At 34.3% G+C, this 22,297-nt stretch carries 19 protein-coding genes; 7 read left to right on the top strand and 12 right to left on the bottom strand.

Annotation, left to right across the window (positions count from 1 at the left end; all coding sequences use genetic code 11):
- Positions 1-52 precede the first annotated feature (52 nt).
- The 7 genes from CEF14_RS15990 to CEF14_RS15960 all read right to left on the bottom strand — a co-directional run bounded on the left by CEF14_RS15990 (position 53) and on the right by CEF14_RS15960 (position 8,330).
- On the bottom strand, positions 53-1,531 hold the full coding sequence (locus CEF14_RS15990) for a PH domain-containing protein (RefSeq protein WP_102693748.1): 1,479 nt from the start codon (positions 1,529-1,531) through the stop codon (positions 53-55).
- Entirely contained in the window at positions 1,524-2,003 is a 480-nt protein-coding gene (locus tag CEF14_RS15985; RefSeq protein WP_102693747.1) for a PH domain-containing protein, read from the bottom strand. The genes CEF14_RS15990 and CEF14_RS15985 overlap by 8 nt, the downstream gene beginning before the upstream one ends.
- 170 nt (positions 2,004-2,173) lie before the next feature.
- On the bottom strand, positions 2,174-3,691 hold the full coding sequence (locus CEF14_RS15980) for a DEAD/DEAH box helicase (protein ID WP_102693746.1): 1,518 nt from the start codon (positions 3,689-3,691) through the stop codon (positions 2,174-2,176).
- A 343-nt stretch (positions 3,692-4,034) separates the two neighbouring features.
- Positions 4,035-4,730: an alpha/beta hydrolase gene (locus CEF14_RS15975; RefSeq protein ID WP_102693745.1), complete on the bottom strand. Its 696-nt coding sequence runs from the start codon at positions 4,728-4,730 to the stop codon at positions 4,035-4,037.
- A gap of 142 nt (positions 4,731-4,872) precedes the next feature.
- Positions 4,873-6,243, bottom strand: coding sequence for a UDP-N-acetylmuramoyl-tripeptide--D-alanyl-D-alanine ligase (locus tag CEF14_RS15970; protein WP_102693744.1), 1,371 nt, complete (start codon positions 6,241-6,243; stop codon positions 4,873-4,875).
- Between the two features lie 16 nt (positions 6,244-6,259).
- Positions 6,260-7,330: a D-alanine--D-alanine ligase gene (locus tag CEF14_RS15965; RefSeq protein WP_102693743.1), complete on the bottom strand. Its 1,071-nt coding sequence runs from the start codon at positions 7,328-7,330 to the stop codon at positions 6,260-6,262.
- Positions 7,331-7,568: 238 nt separating this feature from the next.
- On the bottom strand, positions 7,569-8,330 hold the full coding sequence (locus CEF14_RS15960) for a hypothetical protein (RefSeq protein ID WP_322788394.1): 762 nt from the start codon (positions 8,328-8,330) through the stop codon (positions 7,569-7,571).
- Positions 8,331-8,634: 304 nt separating this feature from the next.
- On the opposite strand from CEF14_RS15960, the gene rodA reads away from it, so the two are divergent.
- Complete coding sequence (rodA, locus tag CEF14_RS15955; protein ID WP_102693741.1) at positions 8,635-9,828, top strand: rod shape-determining protein RodA; 1,194 nt, start codon at positions 8,635-8,637, stop codon at positions 9,826-9,828.
- A 252-nt stretch (positions 9,829-10,080) separates the two neighbouring features.
- Here the strand turns inward: rodA and CEF14_RS19100 are convergent, their stop codons facing one another.
- Positions 10,081-10,218, bottom strand: coding sequence for an Lmo0850 family protein (locus CEF14_RS19100; RefSeq protein WP_170061532.1), 138 nt, complete (start codon positions 10,216-10,218; stop codon positions 10,081-10,083).
- Between the two features lie 393 nt (positions 10,219-10,611).
- Between CEF14_RS19100 and CEF14_RS15950 the strand changes: the two genes are divergently transcribed.
- From CEF14_RS15950 to CEF14_RS15940, 3 genes are all read left to right on the top strand, one after another.
- Positions 10,612-10,920, top strand: coding sequence for a metal-sensing transcriptional repressor (locus CEF14_RS15950; RefSeq protein WP_102693740.1), 309 nt, complete (start codon positions 10,612-10,614; stop codon positions 10,918-10,920).
- Positions 10,921-10,933: 13 nt separating this feature from the next.
- Positions 10,934-11,143, top strand: coding sequence for a copper chaperone CopZ (gene copZ, locus CEF14_RS15945; protein WP_102693739.1), 210 nt, complete (start codon positions 10,934-10,936; stop codon positions 11,141-11,143).
- A gap of 78 nt (positions 11,144-11,221) precedes the next feature.
- Positions 11,222-13,426, top strand: a complete 2,205-nt coding sequence (locus CEF14_RS15940; protein ID WP_245890194.1) for a heavy metal translocating P-type ATPase — start codon at positions 11,222-11,224, stop codon at positions 13,424-13,426.
- A gap of 205 nt (positions 13,427-13,631) precedes the next feature.
- Here CEF14_RS15940 and CEF14_RS15935 read toward each other — a convergent pair whose 3' ends face one another.
- A complete protein-coding gene (locus tag CEF14_RS15935; protein ID WP_102693737.1) occupies positions 13,632-13,928 on the bottom strand; it encodes a hypothetical protein in 297 nt (98 codons plus the stop codon).
- A gap of 351 nt (positions 13,929-14,279) precedes the next feature.
- On the opposite strand from CEF14_RS15935, the gene CEF14_RS15930 reads away from it, so the two are divergent.
- Positions 14,280-15,449: an MFS transporter gene (locus CEF14_RS15930; RefSeq protein WP_102693736.1), complete on the top strand. Its 1,170-nt coding sequence runs from the start codon at positions 14,280-14,282 to the stop codon at positions 15,447-15,449.
- 153 nt (positions 15,450-15,602) lie between these two features.
- On the opposite strand, the gene CEF14_RS15925 is transcribed toward CEF14_RS15930, so the two are convergent.
- The gene (locus CEF14_RS15925) at positions 15,603-16,895 is read right to left on the bottom strand and encodes an MFS transporter (RefSeq protein WP_102693735.1); all 1,293 of its coding nucleotides are present in this window, start codon (positions 16,893-16,895) and stop codon (positions 15,603-15,605) included.
- A gap of 126 nt (positions 16,896-17,021) precedes the next feature.
- On the opposite strand from CEF14_RS15925, the gene CEF14_RS15920 reads away from it, so the two are divergent.
- Positions 17,022-18,266 (top strand): helix-turn-helix domain-containing protein, encoded by a 1,245-nt coding sequence (locus CEF14_RS15920; protein WP_102693734.1) that lies wholly within the window; start codon positions 17,022-17,024, stop codon positions 18,264-18,266.
- A gap of 50 nt (positions 18,267-18,316) precedes the next feature.
- Here the strand turns inward: CEF14_RS15920 and CEF14_RS15915 are convergent, their stop codons facing one another.
- Complete coding sequence (locus CEF14_RS15915) at positions 18,317-19,642, bottom strand: L-cystine transporter (protein WP_281256556.1); 1,326 nt, start codon at positions 19,640-19,642, stop codon at positions 18,317-18,319.
- A 277-nt stretch (positions 19,643-19,919) separates the two neighbouring features.
- Between CEF14_RS15915 and cls the strand changes: the two genes are divergently transcribed.
- Positions 19,920-21,377, top strand: a complete 1,458-nt coding sequence (gene cls, locus CEF14_RS15910; RefSeq protein ID WP_102693732.1) for a cardiolipin synthase — start codon at positions 19,920-19,922, stop codon at positions 21,375-21,377.
- 83 nt (positions 21,378-21,460) lie between these two features.
- Here cls and CEF14_RS15905 read toward each other — a convergent pair whose 3' ends face one another.
- Complete coding sequence (locus CEF14_RS15905) at positions 21,461-22,210, bottom strand: M15 family metallopeptidase (protein WP_245890193.1); 750 nt, start codon at positions 22,208-22,210, stop codon at positions 21,461-21,463.
- Between the last annotated feature and the right edge of the window lie 87 nt (positions 22,211-22,297).

Genomic DNA, 22,297 nt, shown 5'->3' with positions numbered 1-22,297 from the left:
TATAAAAGCTGTTGAGTACTATAAATCTCAACAGCTTGTTTTATTTCTTCCTCTACCTAAAATTCGGCTCATACCAATTAAAAACTTCCTCCATCTTAACTATATCAAAATGCTTAATTTCAGCTACACTACCAAATGTACCTGACATAATATGAACAGATACTGTAGCCAAGTTCTTTCGTTTTGCAAAATAGCTCTGCGAAAGTGATATAGACTGAATACGTTTTTTCACTGTCACAAAAGTAGTTTGACTAATACCTCTATACGTAATTGTAAGTTGACCGTTTCTAATTGCATATCCTGCACTACGGTGTTGCCATACACCTAATAATACGACGAATGGAAGTAGTAAAAACAACCATAATCCGTATGGGAATGTAAAACAAGTGACCAATGTTGCAATTGGTATTAACCAATAAACATGCTTTAATATATAGCGAAACAATGCTTTTTTAGGTGCACGCTGTAACTGAAAATCCCAATCCATTTCTGGAAATAGTTTTTTTAATACCATTAATCCTTGTTGCTTTTTTACAATTGGCAACATGACAATTTTTTTGTCATCCTTTTCCCCTGAACTACCAGCACTTTCTATCACAATAGTTGCATAACCAAAAAATTGTCTAAATGGATTTTCAACAATCCGAATACCCTGAATTCTCTTCATCGGAATTGTAATACTTTTTTTCTCCAATAAACCTTTCGATACGAAAAGCTTATCTTCCTCTTTTTCCACAACAAATCCATAATTATTAACAAAGGTAATGGCAACAGATAACAACCATGAAATCATCAATACAATTAGAGTTACTATTCCAATCATTAGTACCCCAAATTTAATAAAATTTTGAAACTCTCCATAAATGTGTTCATATGGAATCCAATCGTCGAATTGAGATATAATAGCTGCTAAACCTGAAAATACTACCCCTATGCCACTTGAAGTTGTAGCTAAAATCAACAAATCCTTCGTTGACATTTGGTGAATAATAGAGCGTTTTTTTTTCTGTTCTATTTGATTGAAATTATTTATCTGCTTTGAATGATCCTCATGTTGCTTGGCATTCTTCATTTCAATTTCAATCATTGTTGCTTGTTCACGTGTAATTGCAATTAAATCTGCTTCAGCCTCGCCTTTATTATCTGCTGCAGTTTCAATGCTTACCTTAACAAGTTTAAATGGGCGATGGAGAATTCCTTCTTTATAATTTAAACTTTGAATGCGTTCAAAAGGAATGTACCGCTTTTTCTTTACAAATACACCATGTTCAATTCTAAGTTCTTCCTTCTCAAACCAATACACAAACTTTCGCCATTTAATAATGGACATAATAAGAATCGTACATAGCACAAGAAGAACACAACCACCTGATATTAATGTCCCAATAAAATGTGGGTTATTAGGATTCAGTGAATAATGAAATCCTTTCCCTCCCAAAATGACCGCGATTGGTATGACAAAATTCTTCAAACTTGAAAAAAAGCTAATGGCAACTGTAACCGGGTGTAAGTGATTAATTTTTCTAGACATCGTCTTCTGCCACCCTTGCCAATTCCGAAATATGTACACGTAATTGATCCGCTTCTTCAACAGGCAACGCTGGGATCGTATGTGTTGTTGCTGCAGTAGAAATGGACATACTCGATAAATTATAATGTTTTAAGATAGGTCCTTGAGATGTATCCACATGTTGCACACGCACCATAGGGACAAGTGTACGTTCTACTATAAATAAACCTTTCTGTATTTCAATTTCTTGATCTCTAACTTCGTAACGCCAATGATTCCATCTGATTTTTGGAAATAAAAAGACACCCAAAAATACAAAAACAAACCATATAGCTATTCCCATCACATAAATCCAATTTGACCAATTAAAGAAAAAATTAAAGGTACACAAAGTAAACACAATAATAAACAAAACGATGGATTCTATTGCTGCGTGAATTCTCCACACGCTCAGACCTTTTTTTGAAATCTGATATTTTGGCTGTGATGTCATATTCAAGCTCCTTTTATCTATGAATTGATTTGCGCCAAGTCTAATCTCAATAATTTATGGCTAGCTAGTACCTTATATACGTTTTGATAATCTAATAGTTTCAATTCCATAAAAAAGAACATCTTCAAATCGATTACTCGAATTGAAGATGTTCTAAATTGATGAATGGTCTAATCTTCACTACTACGACGTGGCTGACGACGTCCACCATCACGGCGTCCTCCGTCTCTACGATTGTTACGTTCTCCACGACGTCCTCCGCGATCACCACGATCACCACGATCACCGCGATTGCCACCGCGTCCACCACGATAACCGCCACGATTACCACTATGACCATTATGACCACGGCTACCTGTACGACGCATTGGTAATGGTCGTTCTTCAGTAATTTTAACTGGCGTATCATCTGGTTCTTTCGTTAATGATTTAAGAGCTGCAGCAACTAAATCTACTGCGTCATGGTTAGCTAATAATTCTTCAGCCATACCTCGATAATCACTTAAATGATTCTTTTCTACAGCTTCTTTTAATTGTTCAACTGCAAGCGTTTGTTGTCCAGCTAATGCTTCATCAGCAGTAGGTGGTTTTAATGGCGTCATGCGTTTTTTAGTTGTTTCCTCTACAATTCGTAAATAACTCATTTCACGAGGAGTAACAAATGTTACAGCAAGACCAGATTTTCCTGCACGACCTGTACGACCAATACGGTGAACGTAGCTTTCTGGATCTTGTGGAATATCGAAGTTATATACATGTGTAACACCAGAAATATCTAAACCACGTGCTGCAACATCTGTAGCAACTAAGATATCGATTTTATTTTCCTTAAATTGACGTAATACAGAAAGACGTTTTGCTTGGCTTAAATCACCATGAATACCTTCTGCAAGGTAACCACGAATATTAAGTGCGTGGGACAATTCATCTACACGGCGCTTAGTGCGACCAAAGACAATTGCTAGTTCTGGTTGGTGAACATTTAATAAGCGTGATAGGACATCGAATTTTTCACGTTCTTGTGCTTTTACAAAGTATTGGTCGATATTTTCGACTGTCATTTCTTTTGATTTAATTTTAACAATTTCAGGGTCTTTCATAAAAGTTTCAGCAATTTTACGGATAGGAGCTGGCATTGTTGCTGAGAACAATAATGTTTGGCGTTCCGCCGGTACATTTTCCATTATTGTATTGATATCTTCGATAAAGCCCATATTTAACATTTCATCCGCTTCATCAAGAACAAGCGTTTCAACATTTTCAAGTTTTAATGTGCGACGTTTAATATGGTCTAAAATTCGACCAGGAGTACCTACAATAATTTGTGGTTTGTTTTTTAGTGCACGAATTTGACGGCTGATATCTTGACCACCGTAAACTGATAAAATACGTGCGCGTTTATCGTAACCAATTTTATGAAGTTCTTCTGAGCTTTGAATTGCTAATTCACGAGTAGGGGCAATAATTAGAGCTTGTACTACAGGTTTTTTAGGATCAACTTTCTCAATCAGTGGAATACCAAAAGCAGCAGTTTTACCAGTACCAGTTTGCGCTTGGCCAATAATATCGCGACCTTCTAGTGCATACGAAATAGTACCTTCTTGGATTGGTGTTGCTTCTTCAAAACCCATTCTTTTTAGGGATTTTTGTGTAGAAGCGCTAATATTTAGTTCTGAAAAATTTGTCAAACTTCTCATTCTCCTTCTTTGCTTATGCATTTGACAAATGGTTACATTTTCAGATGAAAATAGGGCAAATTCGAGCCTATGTTAGGAACGTTTCCGTTACTTATTATATCTCTGCAATGATGCAAAGGAATTTTATATAAAAAGGGAAAGCCCGGTCTTTGCCGAGCGGTTCAATTCTCAAGTGATTCACACTTGAAATATAGAATAAACCGTAATGTTCAAAAAAAAGTACTCCCCATCACTTTGGAGAGTCTTCACATAAAATGTATCCATTGCTCTCAATATTCTAACATGCGTATCCTATTCATGCAATGAATAACCCTCATTCGAAATGTTCCGACTATTATTTGCAACTATTTAAAAAATTCAATGCTTTTTCAAACCATTTCTCTGCATCCTTGCAATAACAAATAAGATGCTTTCCATCTGGAGATGTAATCAATTCTTTTTTTGTGCTTGCTATTTTATTATACAAATATGACGCTGTTGTATACGGTACAAGTTCATCTTTTTCACCTTGCACTAAACAAACAGGTACTGTAATTTTTTCATAATAAGGGGATACTTTATGTACCAAACGTGTAAATTCCTTTACAGAAGCCACTGGAACTTCTATTAGTTTTCTTTCATATCGTTTAAAAAATTCATTTTCTTTATAGTCGCCATGTAGAGCATCTATAAACAATTCATTTAAATCAATCACAAATTGTTTAGTACGTATATATCTTGCGGCGGGGCTTAATAACAATAATGCTTTTACTTTATATCGTAAAGCAAGGTACATAGCTATTATCCCTCCCATCGAAAATCCAATAATGATGATTTCATCCACTTCTTTGTATAAACGCTTATACGCAATTTCTGCATCCATTAACCAATGTTCTGCTGTAAATAAATCTAGATTTAGCTTTTTACCGTGCCCTGATAACGTAGGTACATGAATTGTCCAATCAGTATGCTTTTCTAGATAATCTGAAAAAGACTTAATTTCATAAATACCACCTGTAAAACCATGTAGGCATAATGCTCCTATTTTCAATTTTAACCCTCCATGATTTTATTTCATAAAAAAGAGTACCTATAAGAAAATAGCTTTCCCTAGGTACTCTTATTTTATGCAATTAACTACATCTTTGTTTAATGACGGTTAGATTTTGATTGTTGAAATTGATTCATTCATTTTATTTTGTAAAAGCTTGTAAGACATGTTCAAGTTCCATGCCACGAGATCCCTTTAATAGAATAATAGAGTTTTCATTTGCTTTTAAGCGAATTTTTCCAATAATGGCATCATAATTATCATCAACCCATAATAAATTCTCAGCCGACACTTTCGACTGCAATTGATCGTATAGCCACTTCATACGTGGTCCAAATAAACAAATTTGGTCTATTTTCACAGGGTCAATTGCATCTGCTAGATCTTCATGGAATTTTTGTTCCAATTCACCAAGCTCTAACATATCACCAAGCACTACCCACTTATCTTGTCGCATATTTGTGGATTGCATAAATTGTAAAGCAGCACGAACTGAAGTCGGTGCAGCATTATAGGCATCGTTTACAAATAATATACCTTGATCACCATTTACTAATTGCATACGCATATTGGTTAGAGAAACCATTTTCAATGCTTGGCGAATTTGTTCATCAGTTAAACCAACTTCATGGGCAATTAAAATAGCAACTAATGTATTTTTTACTTGATGACGGCCAAGTACTGGGATAAAGAAATTACCATTCACAATTCCTTTGACTGTAAAGGTACTACCATTTTCAGTAGATTCAATTTTTGTAGCAACTAAATCATCTGGAGCTTCTAATCCAAATGAAATTGCATCTAATTGTGCTTCACCTGCTACTAATGGTTTTAATAGAGGTTCATCTCCATCATAAAAGAACTTGCCATCTGGTTGAAGCCCTTGAATAATTTCAAATTTTGCTTTAGCAATTCCCTCACGAGAACCAAGCGCTTGCATATGTGCTTCACCGATATTTGTAATAACAGCATATTTTGGTTTTGCCATTTTTGTTAAGAATTCTATTTGACCAAAGCCATCCATACCCATTTCTAAAATAGCAAATTCAGTATCTTCATCTAGCGAAAGAATAGTTAGTGGCAATCCCAGCTGATTATTATGATTACCTTCTGTTTTTTGTACTTTAAAATAAGGTGAAAGCGTTCCTGCTATAAGATCTTTTGTAGAAGTTTTACCGTTTGAACCGGTAACCCCGATAAATGTTGCTTGATGTTCAGCTCGATAAGCATTGGCCATTTGTTGCAATGCTGTTTCAGAATCATCTACAAAAATTAAAGGTACATCTTGAGGTGGATTTGGCTCATCATTTTGCCACAGAGCTGCTACCGCACCATTTTCAAATGCTTGAGTAACATATTTATGGCCATTTGTTTTTTCCCCACGGAATGGGATGAATAAATCACCTTTCTGTAATGTCCTCGTATTAATAGAAACACCTGTTACCATAATATCTTCACGTATATCTTGGTCACTATTAAGCCATTTTGCAATTTGTTGCAATGTTTTTTTCATAGTAGATCACACTCTTTTATTGGTATTGAAGTTGTTGTTTTTCTTCATGGCGTTCAATTGCTAATGAAATAAGTTTTTCGATTAAATCTCCATATGCAACTCCAGTATTTTGCCATAAAATTGGATACATGCTAACTGGAGTAAAACCAGGCATTGTATTAACTTCATTGATATAAACTTCATCTTGTGCATTTACGAAGAAGTCTGCACGTACAAGTCCTGAACAATCTAAAATTTTAAATGCGCGAATTGCCATATCAGACATTGTAGTAATCACACCTTCAGATACAGGTGCAGGGATCAATAAATCTGTTTTGTCATCATTGTATTTTGAATCATAGTCATAAAATTCTGTTACAGGTTTAATTTCCCCCGGTACAGAAACTTTTGGCTCATCATTGCCAAGTACACCCATTTCTACTTCACGTGCAACAATTCCTGTTTCAACAACGACCTTTCGATCATACTTCAAAGCAAGTTCAATAGCATTAACTAGCTCTTCACGATTTGCTGCCTTACTAATACCAACACTAGAACCTAAGTTAGCTGGTTTAACAAACACTGGCCAAGTTAAATTTTCTTCCATTTTAGCAATTAAGGCTTCTTGGTTTTTTTGCCACTCTTTACGGACAAAGTAGACATACGGAACTTGTTTTAATCCTGCAATTTCAAATAATTGTTTCATTACAACTTTATCCATACCAGCGGCTGATGCTAAAACACCATTACCCACGTATGGTAAGTTTAATGCTTCTAAAAGGCCTTGTACTGTACCATCTTCCCCATTTGTACCATGAAGCAATGGGAAAATAACATCGAATGGTTTTTCATTTTCTTCTAATAAAAAACTAGAAATATCATTTGGTCTTGCTTCCTTTAGTCCTGTTTCGAATTGTAATTCAGAAATTGTTTCAACAGGGGCTGTTAGTTTCGCTCCTCTTCTCCATTCACCATCACGTGTGATGAAAATTGGAAATACATCGTATTGATCAAAATGTAATGCTTGTATTACGGCCTTTGCAGTTGATAAAGAAACTTCATGTTCTGCTGATTTACCACCGTATAATAAGCCTAATTTTTTCTTCATGGTTTCTAATTCCTCCAGATTTTTTCTATTCATAGTTTAGCATGAACCTTATAGATTCATGAAATGATTTCAATTTTCAAAAAGTACGGAATTCATACCCTAAAAAAATAACATTTCTATAATAGCACTCTGAAAAAATATTGCATTAAAAATAAAAAGATTCCTACTTATCATATGTAGGAATCTTTAATTCGTTATAGAAAAAATCCATTAATAGGTAAAATAATATATAAGAGCATTACTTATGAATTTCTAAAACCTTATCAGGCTTTTTCTTTAAAATTGCATTCAAATCATCCCAAATTTCATCTGGAAAGTATTCATCAGAAATGTTACGTAACTCAATAACATAAGCAAGTCTCGGCTTTTCTATTTTGTACATAGAAAATAATACGCCATCTTTAATATCTTCATGGAAATTTTGCATCATTTCTTCAGTGAATAACGGTGTAAGATTACTCACTTTTCTTCTCCAAAAAGTTGTTAAACGTTCTTTTTCTTGAATAATGCCATTAAACACTTGCGTTACTAGTTTTTCTACATCCGTTAAATCACGGAAGTAAACTTTCGAGATTTTATCTTCTTCACTAGATAAATATACATACTTATTTTGTAATTGATGATAAAACGGAGAGCGAATTGGTTCTTTTTTATGACCAATATAGAGTAGCTCTGCTTGTTCTTGTGGCGTTAAAAGGTTTAACTTACGTTCATCAGAAAAATCAATCCAACATAAATCTTTTTTTGAATCCATTGCTTTTTTAACAAACTTTGGTATACCTTTCTCCTCTACGAACTCTAACCGTGTATGCATATTAAATGAACCATCTTCGTATTCATTTTTTAGAAGCAAAATATTTTGAAGCGGACCGACTGCAGAGACAAATTCACGGAAAGTTAAACCACTAAAAATAACAAACTGGTTTAATTCGTTCATATGTACATATAAGTGATGTAAAAAATCGTCAGCAGCTCGCATTTTTTTTGCCAAGTCGATCACCTCGTTTCCAATATTATTATAAGATGTTATAGCAAAATTTGAAACATTTGTGATTGGATTTCGTCACAACTTTGTACACGAGCGTGATACAATGATATAGGCTATAATATTTTAAGGTAAAAGCGGCTCGTTGATACTTAATTTAGACGACCTGATAGGCAAAAAAGTTTTCTTTTTCAAGGAAAATTGCCTAAATACAACGTTGTATCGCAAATACTATCGGGATCTGTTCTGTAAACCTTTTTGGATCTACCGCTTGAGCTGGACAAAAATTGTTTTAAATCTACTAATTTAGGTGACTATTATGAATTCAAAGAGAAATTTTTCCGACCGTTTTGACTGGACGCTCGCTTTCATAATGATGCTATTTTGTATTGTAAGTGTGTTGGCTATTGCTTCGGCACAAACTTCAGGGCAATATGGCATTAATTTCGTACCAAAACAACTTTTCTGGTATTTTGTAGGTGCTTGTATCGTAGCTTTCATGATGTATTTTGAACCTGATCAATATAAGAAAATGGCTTGGTATTTATATGGAGCGGGGATTTTCGTCCTTCTAATTCTAATGATTGCTCCTGGTGGTGTTGGTCAAATTGCCGAACCACGAAATGGTGCCAAAAGTTGGTTTCACTTAGGTTTTGCTGATATCCAACCTTCAGAGTTCATGAAAACTTTCTTTATACTTGCGCTTGCAAGAACGGTGAGTAAACATCATGAAGATTATACAATTAGATCATTAAAAACAGATTTCATTTTATTGGGTAAAATTTTCCTAGTGCTATTAGTTCCATTAGCATTTATTATGAAACAACCCGACTTGGGTACTGCATTGGTATTCTTTGCTATCACAGCAGCTATTATTATTGTAGCTGGAATTTCATGGAAGATAATATTACCAGTTGCTGCAGTTGTTGGTGCAATTGGTTCGGCCTTATTGTGGATGGCTCTTTATATGCAAGACTTTCTTTCAAAGGATCTTGGTTTTAGCCCATATCAATTTGCTCGTATCTACTCTTGGTTAGATCCTTACTCTTATTCAACAGGTGATGGATATCATTTAATTTCTTCTTTGAATGCTATTGGATCCGGTGAAATCTTTGGTAAAGGATTCATGCATCGAGAAGTATATGTACCAGAAAATCATACCGATTTTATTTTCAGTGTAATTGGGGAAGAATACGGATTTATCGGTGCAAGTGTTGTAATTTGTTTATTCTTCTTCTTGATTTTCCATTTAACTAAGCTTACTTTACAAATGAAAGATCCATTCTGTACTTATGTTTGTGCAGGCATCATTGCTACAATTACATTCCACGTATTCGAAAATATTGGTATGACTACTCAGGTATTACCAATTACCGGTATTCCACTTCCATTTATAAGTTATGGTGGTAGTTCAATGATGGGGAACGCTTTAGCATTAGGTTTAGTCTTTAGTATGAAATTTCATTATCGAACATATATGTTTGGTAATCATGATAATAACGATGATTTCTAAAAGTAAATCGCCCGATCCTCTTCCCAATATCATGAGGATTGGATCTAGATCCTTGAGGATTGGATAAAAAACAGCCCAAAGATGATATCATCTTTGGGCTGTTTTAATAGTCATATAGGATTTCACTAGACTAGTCCATATCCAAAAGTTTATTTGAACCTGTCCCTAATCATTAAAATTAAATTAACTGTTTCCATACATAGTCAATAAAAAAACTTCGACTCTTTGTCGAAGTTGAATGATGTTCTTAATTTAGTTTTGAGTTTGTGGAGCTGATTTTGGTGGTGCTAATGCTTTTAGTAATTCTAAGCGAGACTTAGTAGTCGTTGCCTTAACGCCAAGTTTAGATAAATTTGCAATAATTTTTGTTACATCTACATCTCTTGACATATCTTCCACCTCTTCTGTTTCTTATATTTATATGACGTAGCATCCGTATTACGGTTGCCACTACTATTTCATCATAACCAAATAAGTCAATATGTAACCCTTATTATCATAACATTTTTTATCGTTTTAGATTTTTTCAATATTGTTACATAAATAATATGGACATATATCATACTATATTCATTGTCAAGTTACAATCACCCTTTTGAAAAGCATTATCATATTGTTTAACAATAATTTATTGCCATTATTAGTTGCTTCACTTTTGAAATCTTTTCTATATTATTCATACCATATTATCCGGCATTAGAATGTAAATTTTTCTTAAAGATTCTTAAACGCTTCACATACCCCCATAGAGTATGTTACTCTATGAGCAGGAGGCGAATATCTATGGCTGAAGAATGTAATAATCCTTCTTGTCGCAAAAGTCATCACCCTGAACAGATCAAAAAAGATTTGACTACTCGCTTAAATCGTATTGAAGGCCAGATTCGTGGTATCAAAGGTATGGTCGAAAAAGATATATATTGCGACGATATTATTACGCAATTATCTGCTACACAATCTGCATTAAACAGCGTAGCAAAAGTTTTACTGAACGGTCATTTAAAAGGCTGTGTAAAAGATCGATTAGCCGAAGGTGATGATTCGGTTTTAGATGAGTTGGTTACAACTATACAAAAACTAATGAGAAAATAAGGAGTGTTTTATCATGTCTGAAAAAGTTCAATTAAAAGTAGAAGGTATGTCTTGTGGGCATTGTGTTAAAGCTGTAGAGAATGGTGTTGGTGAATTAAACGGTGTTACAGCTGTTAATGTAAACTTAGAAAAAGGTTTAGTAGAAGTAACTTTTGACAATTCAAAAGTAACCACTAGCAATATAAAAGAAGCTATTGAAGAAGAAGGATACACTATAAAATAATTTCAATGACTGCATTTTTGCAGTTATTTTTTGCATAACCGTATACCCCTATAAGGTATGGAAAAGGAGTGTTTTGCTATGGCAACTATCGGCTCTCAGAGTAAAGAAGTGACACTTGATATTCAAGGAATGACTTGTGCTGCATGTTCTGCTCGAATTGAGCGCGGACTTAACAAACTAGAAGGAGTAGAACACGCAACTGTAAACCTAGCACTAGAAACTGGCCATGTATCTTATGACAATTCACAGTTGAACGAAGAAGTGCTCATCTCAAAAATTCAAAAGCTTGGTTATGATGCGGTAGTTCATCAAGAAAATAACGAAAAAGATCATCGTGAAATAGAGATTGAACGGAAAACTCGTGTATTGATCATATCAGCCATATTTTCTTTACCATTGCTATGGACAATGTTTGCACACTTCTCATTTACAAAAGGTGTATATGTACCTGATTTTCTGATGAATCCCTATGTACAATGGGCTCTTGCTACAATAGTACAATTCGGTATTGGCTGGCAATTTTATAAGGGTGCCTATTATGCGCTTCGCAATAAGAGTGCCAATATGGATGTACTTGTTGCATTAGGAACATCCGCTGCCTATTTTTACAGTGTGTACATTGTACTGAAGAACCGTGAGCATATTGGTATGCATCAGCTAAATTTGTATTTCGAAACAAGTGCAATCTTAATTACATTAATTTTACTTGGTAAATTATTTGAAGCACGCGCCAAAGGACATTCATCCGATGCTATTAAAAAATTACTGAAATTACAACCTAAGACTGCTATTGTTGAGCGAAATGGAAAACCATTGGAAGTACCGATTCGTGAAGTACAATTAGAAGACATTTTAGTGATTAAACCAGGTACATCTATTCCAGTAGATGCAGTGGTTGTTTCAGGAAATTCTGCTGTTAATGAATCCATGTTAACTGGAGAAAGCTTGCCTGTAGATAAATCCATTGGTGACACTGTCTATGCAGCTACATTAAATGAAAATGGAACATTACGAGTTCAAGCAAAAAAAATTGGACAAGATACAGTGCTATCCAACATTATTCATGTTGTTGAAGAGGCACAGGGTTCTAAAGCACCTATTCAACGATTAGCTGATCAAATTTCAGCTATTTTTGTCCCTATTGTTGTTACTTTAGCCGTGATTACATTTATCGCTAGCTATTTCTTTTTCACCGATGGCAACTTTACACAATCGCTTGAACGTATGATTGCTGTTCTAGTAATTGCCTGTCCATGTGCACTTGGACTTGCAACGCCAACATCCATTATGGCAGGTTCAGGTCGTGCGGCTGAAAGTGGTGTTCTCTTCAAAACAGCTGAGGCACTTGAACATACTAATACAATTGATACAATCGTATTTGATAAAACGGGTACAATTACTAAAGGTAAACCTACTGTAATAAACTTTTTAGTGCACAATCAATATGATAAGAATGAAGTCGTTCCACTTATTGCAGCTGCAGAAAGCAACTCAGAACATCCAGTTGCAACAGCTATAACAGCATACGGTAAAGACTTTGGAGAACAACCTACTATTCAGTCATTTAAAGCAATTCCTGGACAAGGAATAGAAGCAGTAGCTGAAAGCAAAAAAATTATTATCGGAACAAGAAAATTATTTGCTCGTTACGATATTCCAATTAATTGTGAAAGTAATTTTGAAAGTGAAGGTAAAACAGTTATGTATGCAGCAATTGATTTTAAACATGTTGCAACAATTGCTGTAGCTGATGAAGTAAAAGAAACTTCAAAAGAGGCTATTCAAAAGCTACAAAATATGGGTATCGAAACAATTATGTTGACGGGCGATCAAGCAGCAACAGCTTCTTCAATTGCAAAACAGGTGGGGATTAACCATGTGATTGCGGGAGTTTTACCTACTGAAAAAGCAGCTGAAATCGAAAAACTGCAACGAGAAAAACGTCATGTCGCGATGGTAGGCGACGGTCTTAATGATGCCCCCGCACTTGCAAAGGCAGATATCGGTATTGCAATGGGAACAGGTACAGATGTGGCTATTGAAGCTGCAGATATTACCGTTATGAAAGGTGACCTCTTAAAAGTTGTTGATACGATTAAAATGAGCCGATTAACTGTTCGCAATATTAAACAAAATTTATTCTGGGCTCTTGCCTACAATTCTATAGGTATCCCTATCGCTGCATCCGGCTTACTTGCTCCTTGGCTTGCAGGTGCAGCAATGGCATTCAGCTCTGTATCAGTTGTATTAAATGCACTACGTTTACAAAGAATTCAACTATAAAGTGAAACTTCTATCAGTGGTGCTTTCTCCCTGCCGTTGGTTATTTGAACCAATGCATTTACAGGTAGATAAAATTGATCTCTCAATCTGTGGATACTAAAACAGTGGAATAACACAAAAAAGAAAAAAACTGTAGACAAACTTGAAATCCTTCGAATTTGTCTACAGCCTAAGGGGGATATCATTCATTTGATATGCCTCTTCTTTATTTTTTAATTAAATCATGAAGTTCATTTAATACAAACAAACGATCACCGTGGCGTAAAGCATAACCAAATTCAATAGTTGTTTCTTGCTTTTTACCATTTACTGTACTTTTTGCATTAAAAACTTCCATATTTTCAGATTCAACTTCAACATCTGAATGTCCAAGTGATTCTAATACTTGAGTTACTTTGAATTTACGTGCAGGCACCAAATCAATTAGTAAAGGAATATCTAAATCTAAAGTGGATTTTGTACCTTCGTTTGTTTTTATTGTAGCGATTGCTGTAATTTCCATCGTTACGAAATCCTCCTTTATTGTCATTACTTTTATTATAGCACGATACAAACTAAACGAATAAAAGCCTCAATATCGAGTGAATTATAAAGACAAAATAGCAAAATCTCAGCATTGTCCAGACCCTAGTGTAATAAGAAAACATGAAACAGATAATTATTTTTTAATGTGATGAACCATTTCTCACGCTTTTCATTTGCCAAAAATAAAACTTTCGTATTAAACTACCTTTCGTTCTATACTATTTGTGTAAAACATATTTTTAAGTTACCCTTTCTGTTATTGTGTTACTTCACTTATTTCAGGGTAAACTGAACTCGATTACATTCGTATATAGAAAGCAGGGTTATTATGAAAAAGTCCATCATCTTGTTGATGTCAGTACAATTTTTTGTGTACTTAGGATTTGGCTTAATCATCCCCATTTTACCTGAGGTAGTTGTTGAACAAGGATTTGCTAAAATGCATGTTGGCGGTCTATTAACAATTTACTCTCTAGCAAGTTTCTTTACAGCTCCTTTCTGGGGAATATTAAGTGATAAAATGGGTCGCAAAAAATTAATCTTAATAGGATTGCTCGGATTCTGTGCAAGCTTCTTATTGATTGCATTGTTTATAAAATCATTAACAATACTTTATATTTCCCGAATTATCGGAGGATTATTCTCAGGCGCTTTATATACTGCAGTTACTGGATTTATTGGTGATATGTCTACAGATGAAAATCGTAATAAGTATATGGGCTTTATGGGAATGTCGATTGGCCTCGGATTTATCTTCGGACCTGCATTAGGCGGTCTATTAGGAAAAATCAGTTTAAGCATGCCATTTACGGTTTCGAGTATATTAATTTTCTTATTATTTATCTACGCAAGTATTGTTTTAAAAGAACCAGAACGTCATGCAGAAACATCAAAACGTTCAATTGTACCAAAAGGAGCTTCTACTTTATTTAAGTACCGTGTACGTTACTTATTCTTATTCTCCTTCATGGTAACATTTTTACTTGCGGGTGTAGAATCTACACTGCAATTATTCCAAATGGAAAAAATTAATATTACAGCTGCTCAATTAGGTTCTCTTTTCCTATTTAGTGGATTTGTAGATTTCATGATTCAAGGTGGACTTGTCCGACATATTAAAGATGGGACAGAAGTCAAATGGTTAATGGGTGCTCAAATCGTAACTGCAATAGGTTTATTTATGTTTCCATTCACCAAAAGCCTATGGTTTGCAGGATTTGCTCTATGTGTATTCACAGCGGGAAATGCTTTAGCACGTACCTTAAATACTTCCCTATCTTCAAAAGAAGCTGGTGGGAAATATGGGACTGCTGCCGGTCTTTCATATTCTATGGATAATATGGGACGTATCCTTGGACCACTATTCTTCACATGGATTTTAACAAAAGAAGCAAATACAGTTTATGAAATATCGGGTACATTAGCTTTACTAAGCATCCTTATTCTGTTCATATTCAAATTAAGTAAAAAATCATTACGCATTCAAAAGGAAGCATAATATTCTAAATAATGTCTTATGATTAGGAATGTCCTGAAAGACATTCATACTAATACTATTTGGATCAACTTGTGATAAAATTAAAAGAAAAATGCTCTTCTTTACAAATTAAGGAAGAGCATTTTTTTTATGAAATTACTTTATTTCTTATGCTTATTGGATAATCTCTTTTTCTTTTAAGTGAACAGTACCCTTTAATTCTGGATAAATTTGTGTTACTACAGATGAACGCATCATATATGATGTAATTACTAATAAGACAATACATGATCCTAGTAAAACCCATTGGGGCTCTACACGATCAAATAATAGACCAAAAATCATTGTTCCAAAAGGTGTCATTGCCATTGCTACAGCCTCTAAAATTCCAAATATTCTTCCTCGGTATACTTCTTCTACTTCTGTTTGGATCATGACCCCAATCGGCGTATTTACAAATGTCCCAAATGCTGAAAAACAAAAGAATATCATGATAAAAAAAATAAAATTCACATTATACGTAAATACAGTCCACAAAGGTATCGTTGTCATACCTAATGTTATAGCCATTAATAAGATAAATCGTTTAGATTGTAGCAATGGATATTTTGACTGTTTTCTTGTAGAAAGGAAGATGGATGCAACTAACATACCTACTGCACCAGCTGATTCAATCACTCCAACATGCTGTGATTTTATCTTCAACACTTCAACTAAGATAAACGTACCTCCAACACTTACTGCTGAGAAAAATAAATTAATCCATAAAGCTACCCAAAGTATAGTAGAAACTGCTTTATTATTTTTAGTATATTGAAAGCCCTCTTTTAAACTTTGTACTATTCCTATATCTTTAGAAGCTCCAGTATCCGCTTTACTGTATAGCTTAAAATTCATCGTTGCCTCCAATATGAACGCGATCATGTACGCCATCATATGAACCATTAAAAAGACCTCAATGGATACAAAACCATACATCATACCACCAATTGCCGGTCCCCCTATTGCTGCAATCGACATGGACATTTGGTTAAATGACATAGCCTTTTGAATTCGTTCCTCATTTACTAGACAAGCAATGGAAGATGAAAATGTCACACTGTTAAATGTAGACATAATTGCATATAGAGCTGTTACAACATAAATGGATGTAACAGTAATTCCAAATAAATAGCCGTATATTAACAAACCGCCCATTAACAATACAGTTACCGCTTGTGATGTTAAGATAATTGTCTTTTTTGAATATCGATCAGCTATTGAGCCTGCTATTGAAGATAAAATAACACGTGGCAAAATCGAACATACCATATTAACCGCAAAACTCGTCGCAGAACCAGTCATTTTCAAAATGTACAGACTAATGCCAAATGCTAACACATTGGCACCTAATATCGAGATAATCTTGCTTATTGTAAATATCCATAAGTGATAAGTTGCCTTTTTTAACCTTAATACCTCTTCCATCTCTCCACCCCTCTTAGTTTAATATAATTAAAAAGTTTAATTTTATTAAACAAATAATAACATGTATAAGACTTCCTTTGCAAGCAAAAGTTTAATATAATTAAACAAAAGGAAAGAGGTGTTCCCATGGATACGCTTGGCAACAGAATTCGTACATTACGTAAACAAAGAAAAATGACCTTGGCAACACTTGCAGGTGATCATATTACAAAAGGAATGTTAAGTCTTATTGAAAATGATAAAGCAAATCCTTCTATGGAAACCTTACAATATATAGCCGAACAACTACAGGTTGACGTCAGTTCTTTATTAGAAGAAGTAAATATTGTGGAATTGCGTAAAACTTTAGAGAAAGTTGAGGAAATTTATAACGCCAATACACGCTTTGAAGATGGTCCTCGTCTGGAAATTGTAAATTTAATAAAACCGTATATAGAAGAATTGCCTGTATGTTACGAATCTGGCAAATTACTATATTACTATACAGATGTTCTGTCTGATTTAAAAATGGATAACTGGGAACAAAGCTTAGAGCGAGGACTAGCGATGTTCAAAGAGATGAACATGATGAATGAATGGATGAAAATGGAGATTCTCCGATTTTCGATTTATTTTTATGAGCATAATTATGAGCAAGCTTTAAATGTTGGATTAGCTACTGAAGAGGAAGCAAAAAACAAACACTATATGATTGATCCAATCACCGTATTAGATTTACTCTACTATATTGCTGTAACTTATTTAGGAATAAATGAACGTAAAAAAGGAATGGACTATTTACAAAAGGGCTTACAATTATCAAAGAAAAACAGACTATTTTATAAAATAGATGATATTTATCGTGTTGCCTGTTACCAAGCAATTATGGATGGTGATGATCAAGCTCGAACATATTATTTCAATAAATTAGATCAGTATGCTACTTTTGCCGAGGACAAACTATCCTATTCTTATATGTTCCTGATACAAATTCATTACTACAACTCTTTTGCACGTGATTACGAAAAGGCTTCTAATTTACTGGAGCAATATGCTAAACTCAAAATTGAAGATTTTACAAATACCTATTTTTACCTTGTTGAAAAGGGAAAGAATTTATATTATTTATCTCATATTGATGAGGCACTACAAGAATTAGAAAAATTTAAAGAAATGCCACCCTATTTGCATCATCCTTATGATTTATCAATGCTCGCAGAAGTGTATTCATATAAAGCACTTTGCTATGAGCAAAAGGGATATCTCTCTAAAGCACTGGAGGAAGCCAAAAGAGGGGTTGATTTTATCGAACCTTTTATAGATACCCCATACAAGAAATTTATAAACCAAACATACGAATTACTTTGTAATAAAGCAGATCAATTAACATAAAAAAAGCCCTGTTCCTTTTCGCCTTTAGGAACAGGGTTTTTAGTATATCGTTATACTTCGGCTAAATCTTGTGTTTCTTTAGAGTTATAAACCTCTCTGTCTAATTCTCCTGTCATACGAGCTGTTGTAACACCTGCAACCATAGCATCACTGACATTGAGTGCTGTACGTCCCATATCAATAAGTGGTTCAACAGAAATCAATACACCAGCTAAAGCTACTGGTAAATTCATAGTAGACAGCACGATAATGGCTGCAAAAGTTGCACCACCGCCAACTCCTGCAACGCCAAATGAACTGATCGCTACAACAAGGATTAGTGTTGCGATAAATCCCGGATCAAATGGATTAATACCAACACTTGGTGCAATCATTATAGCTAACATTGCAGGATATACTCCCGCACAACCATTTTGACCAATTGAAATCCCAAATGAACCAGCGAAGTTTGCAATACCTTCTGAAACACCTAAGCGTTTTGTTTGAGTTTGAATATTAAGCGGTAAAGTACCTGCACTAGAACGAGAAGTAAATGCAAATAATAATGTCGGAGAAGCCTTTTTAATATACGTGATTGGATTCATACCTGTTAAAGCAATAATAATCATATGAACGATGAACATTACAGCTAGTGCCACATATGAAGCAATAACAAATTTACCCAAATTGTAAATTGCGCCAAAATCTGATGTTGCAACTGTTGACGTCATTATTGCCAAAATACCAAATGGAGTCAAACGTAAGACAATTTTAACAACTTGCATCACAAGTGCATAAATTGCATCAATACCAGTTTTAATGAATTCAGCAGTTTTTTCATCTTTCCGTCTGACTGCTAAATATGCAAAGCCCAAAAACGCTGCGAAAATAACAACGGCGATTGTAGATGATGAACGCGCACCAGTTAAATCAAGAAATGGATTTGAAGGTAATAAATCTAAAATTTGTTGTGGTAATGTTTTTTCACCCATATCTTTTGTTTTTTGTACAATTTCAGCTGCACGCGCATGCTCTGCATCACCTTGTACCAATTGAGTAGCATCTAAATGGAAGCCTAATGCTGAAGCAATTCCAACTGATGCGGCAATTGCTGTAGTTCCAACAAGCATCAACAAAATAAGCATTGCTATTTTACGGAAGTTTTTACCCATTACCACTTTCGTAAATGCTGAAACAATTGAAATAAACACCAACGGCATTGCTACCATTTGTAAAAGTTTTACGTAACCTGAGCCAGCAATACTAAACCAGTCAACAGATTTCATAACAATTTCTGAAGTTGGTCCGTATGTAAAATGTAATATTAAGCCGAATACTATACCAAGACCTAAACCTGTAAATACACGTTTCGAAAATGAAACATGTTTTTTATGCATTACCAGAAGTAGACTAATAAGCAAAACAAGTACCACTACATTGAGAACAATTAAAAATGTATTCAAAATAATTCCTCCTATCTAAATTCAATGTAAAAAATACAATAATTAGATTATAATAATAATTCCTATTGGTCAAGTAGGTTTTTGAACGAAACAAACATTAATACCTTTTAAAAAATTCTTTCAATATTCAGTAATACTTGTAATTCTTTCTTAATAACTGTTATATACGTTATACTTAAAAGAAGATTAGACTTTGGAAGAAGGTGAATAAATGGATACGGCTACTTTATTTTCTATAATTGTTTCTACTAGTTTGATTCTAAACATTTTCCTTGCTGCCATTATTATTTTCTTAGAAAGAAAAGAGCCTAGTTCCACTTGGGCTTGGATTCTAGTATTGTTCTTTTTACCAGTTGTAGGATTTATATTGTACTTACTATTAGGGCGTCAACTTCGTAAAAGGCATCTCTTCCGTTGGGAAGGTCGAAAGAAAATAGGGATTGATAAGCTAATTGATTATCAAATGGAAGCTATCCGTGAAGGGTCTTTTGAATATCGATTAGATGATGCAGCCCATTACGAAGATTTAATCTATATGAATTTAACAACAAATCACGCAGTCTTAACACAAGATAACAAAGTCAAGATTTATAGTGATGGTAAAATTAAATTCAAAAAATTAATTAAAGATATCGAAGCTGCAAAACACCATATTCATATTCAGTACTACATCTTTAAACTGGATCATTTAGGTACTCGAATTTTGCAATCCTTAATAAAAAAAGCAAAACAAGGTGTTCAGGTTCGTCTTTTATATGATGAAATGGGATCAAGAGGTGTACATAAAAAACAATTTAAAGAACTAATAAAAGCTGGAGGAGAAGTAGAAGTCTTCTTTCCTTCCATACTTCCTCTTATTAACCCTCGTATGAACTATCGAAATCACCGCAAGCTTGTCATAATTGATGGACGTATCGGTTATATCGGTGGGTTTAATGTAGGTGATGAGTATCTAGGCTTAAAGAAAAAATTCGGTTACTGGCGAGATACACATTTACGAATCGAAGGTAGCTCTGTACACCCATTGCAAACACGTTTTCTTTTAGATTGGAACCAAGCTTCAAATACAAAAGATATCCAGTATTCAGATCATTACTTTCCTACTATTGCTCGTAAAGGCGAAGTCGGTATACAAATTGTATCAAGTGGACCTGATTCTGAATGGGAACAAATTAAAAATGGTTATCTAAAATTAATTGGTATGGCAAAGAAATATATCTACATTCAGACACCATATTTTATTCCAGACGATAGTTTTATGGATGCTGTTCGTATAGCTTGCTTATCAGGAATTGATGTCCGAATTATGATTCCTAATAAACCAGATCATATGTTTGTTTATTGGGCAACATATTCTTATGTTGGTAAGCTAATTAAGGCAGGAGCTAAAATTTATATTTATGAAAATGGTTTCTTGCATACGAAGATGATTGTGATCGATGACGAAGCATCTACTGTTGGAACAGCAAATATTGATTACCGTAGTTTTAAACTCAATTTTGAAGTGAATGCATTTATATACCACCGTGAGACTTCTCATCAACTCGCAGAATTATTCGAAGAGGATATGTTATTATCAACTGAACTTACACCAGAATTATATGCAAATCGTTCACGCATTATTAAGATGAAAGAATCCATCTCCCGTTTACTTGCACCGATTCTATAAAGGTGTAAGAGACTGATTAATGTATATAAAACAAAAAGCTTATAGTACAGAGCCAACTCATTCTGTACTATAAGCTTTTTCCATTAATCAGTAATCCCTAAATACTCTTCTAATGTTTCATTTTTATTATAAATTTCTGTAGCGATTTTTTTACCTACATAACGGAAATGCCATGATTCATGCATATAACCTGTAACATCTTCTTTTCCCTCTGGATAACGCATGATAAAACCGTATTTATGGGCGTTTTTTGCAAGCCATTGACCTGCCTTTGTAGCACCAAATTTATTATCAGCAAAATCCGCTTCATCCCCAACTGCGCCTATATCAAAAGCTAGTCCTGTTTGATGTTCAGAGTAACCTGGACGTGCACTATAGGTATCGGCAGCCTTTTTACCATCTCGTTTTACATAAGCATCATATAACCCTACTTGTCTATCATATGAGCGGTATGTACTAAATGCATTAAATTTATAGCCATCTAGTTGAGCTGCAGCATTTAACTCTTCGAAAGCATTTCGAGCATCTTTATTTTCTCCTGGTGCAAAATCAGCTGGTAATGGATATTGTTTACTTGCCACTAAGATACCTTTAATATATTTCGGCTTCTTTGGTAGCTTTTGTCCCTCTATATAGCCACCTGCATCTACCTTCTGCTCTTTGTTGGTAGTTGTTTTCTTAATACTGGTTGTATCATGTGTTACTGCTTTTTGCTCGCTTTTAGACGGTTGGTTTTCTGTCTTTTGATCATCACAACCTACTAATAGACTACCTGAAATAGCCAGAATTGATGCGAGAGCAATTGGAAATCTATAATATCTTTTTTTACTCACTTTCAAACACCTCTATTAAACTTTTAACACGCATACAATTTATACATGAAAATTAATATTTAATCTGTATTATGATTAAATAACTAT

The organism is Rummeliibacillus pycnus, assembly GCF_002884495.1.
Classification (GTDB): Bacteria; Bacillota; Bacilli; order Bacillales_A; family Planococcaceae; genus Rummeliibacillus; species Rummeliibacillus pycnus.
The sequence above is the reverse complement of the archived record's forward strand: the minus strand, read 5'-3'. Positions and strand labels throughout refer to the sequence as shown.

What these genes read in the sequence shown, in the direction of transcription:
- CEF14_RS15965 (WP_102693743.1), bottom strand. Translation starts at nt 7,330, where the DNA reads ATGAAGAAAAAATTAGGCTTATTATACGGTGGTAAATCAGCAGAACAT.
- cls (WP_102693732.1), top strand. Translation starts at nt 19,920, where the DNA reads ATGGATACGGCTACTTTATTTTCTATAATTGTTTCTACTAGTTTGATT.
- CEF14_RS15990 (WP_102693748.1), bottom strand. Translation starts at nt 1,531, where the DNA reads ATGTCTAGAAAAATTAATCACTTACACCCGGTTACAGTTGCCATTAGC.
- CEF14_RS15915 (WP_281256556.1), bottom strand. Translation starts at nt 19,642, where the DNA reads ATGCATAAAAAACATGTTTCATTTTCGAAACGTGTATTTACAGGTTTA.
- CEF14_RS19100 (WP_170061532.1), bottom strand. Translation starts at nt 10,218, where the DNA reads ATGTCAAGAGATGTAGATGTAACAAAAATTATTGCAAATTTATCTAAA.
- CEF14_RS15920 (WP_102693734.1), top strand. Translation starts at nt 17,022, where the DNA reads ATGGATACGCTTGGCAACAGAATTCGTACATTACGTAAACAAAGAAAA.
- CEF14_RS15985 (WP_102693747.1), bottom strand. Translation starts at nt 2,003, where the DNA reads ATGACATCACAGCCAAAATATCAGATTTCAAAAAAAGGTCTGAGCGTG.
- CEF14_RS15930 (WP_102693736.1), top strand. Translation starts at nt 14,280, where the DNA reads ATGAAAAAGTCCATCATCTTGTTGATGTCAGTACAATTTTTTGTGTAC.
- CEF14_RS15970 (WP_102693744.1), bottom strand. Translation starts at nt 6,243, where the DNA reads ATGAAAAAAACATTGCAACAAATTGCAAAATGGCTTAATAGTGACCAA.
- CEF14_RS15935 (WP_102693737.1), bottom strand. Translation starts at nt 13,928, where the DNA reads ATGGAAATTACAGCAATCGCTACAATAAAAACAAACGAAGGTACAAAA.
- CEF14_RS15925 (WP_102693735.1), bottom strand. Translation starts at nt 16,895, where the DNA reads ATGGAAGAGGTATTAAGGTTAAAAAAGGCAACTTATCACTTATGGATA.
- rodA (WP_102693741.1), top strand. Translation starts at nt 8,635, where the DNA reads ATGAATTCAAAGAGAAATTTTTCCGACCGTTTTGACTGGACGCTCGCT.
- CEF14_RS15950 (WP_102693740.1), top strand. Translation starts at nt 10,612, where the DNA reads ATGGCTGAAGAATGTAATAATCCTTCTTGTCGCAAAAGTCATCACCCT.
- copZ (WP_102693739.1), top strand. Translation starts at nt 10,934, where the DNA reads ATGTCTGAAAAAGTTCAATTAAAAGTAGAAGGTATGTCTTGTGGGCAT.
- CEF14_RS15940 (WP_245890194.1), top strand. Translation starts at nt 11,222, where the DNA reads ATGGCAACTATCGGCTCTCAGAGTAAAGAAGTGACACTTGATATTCAA.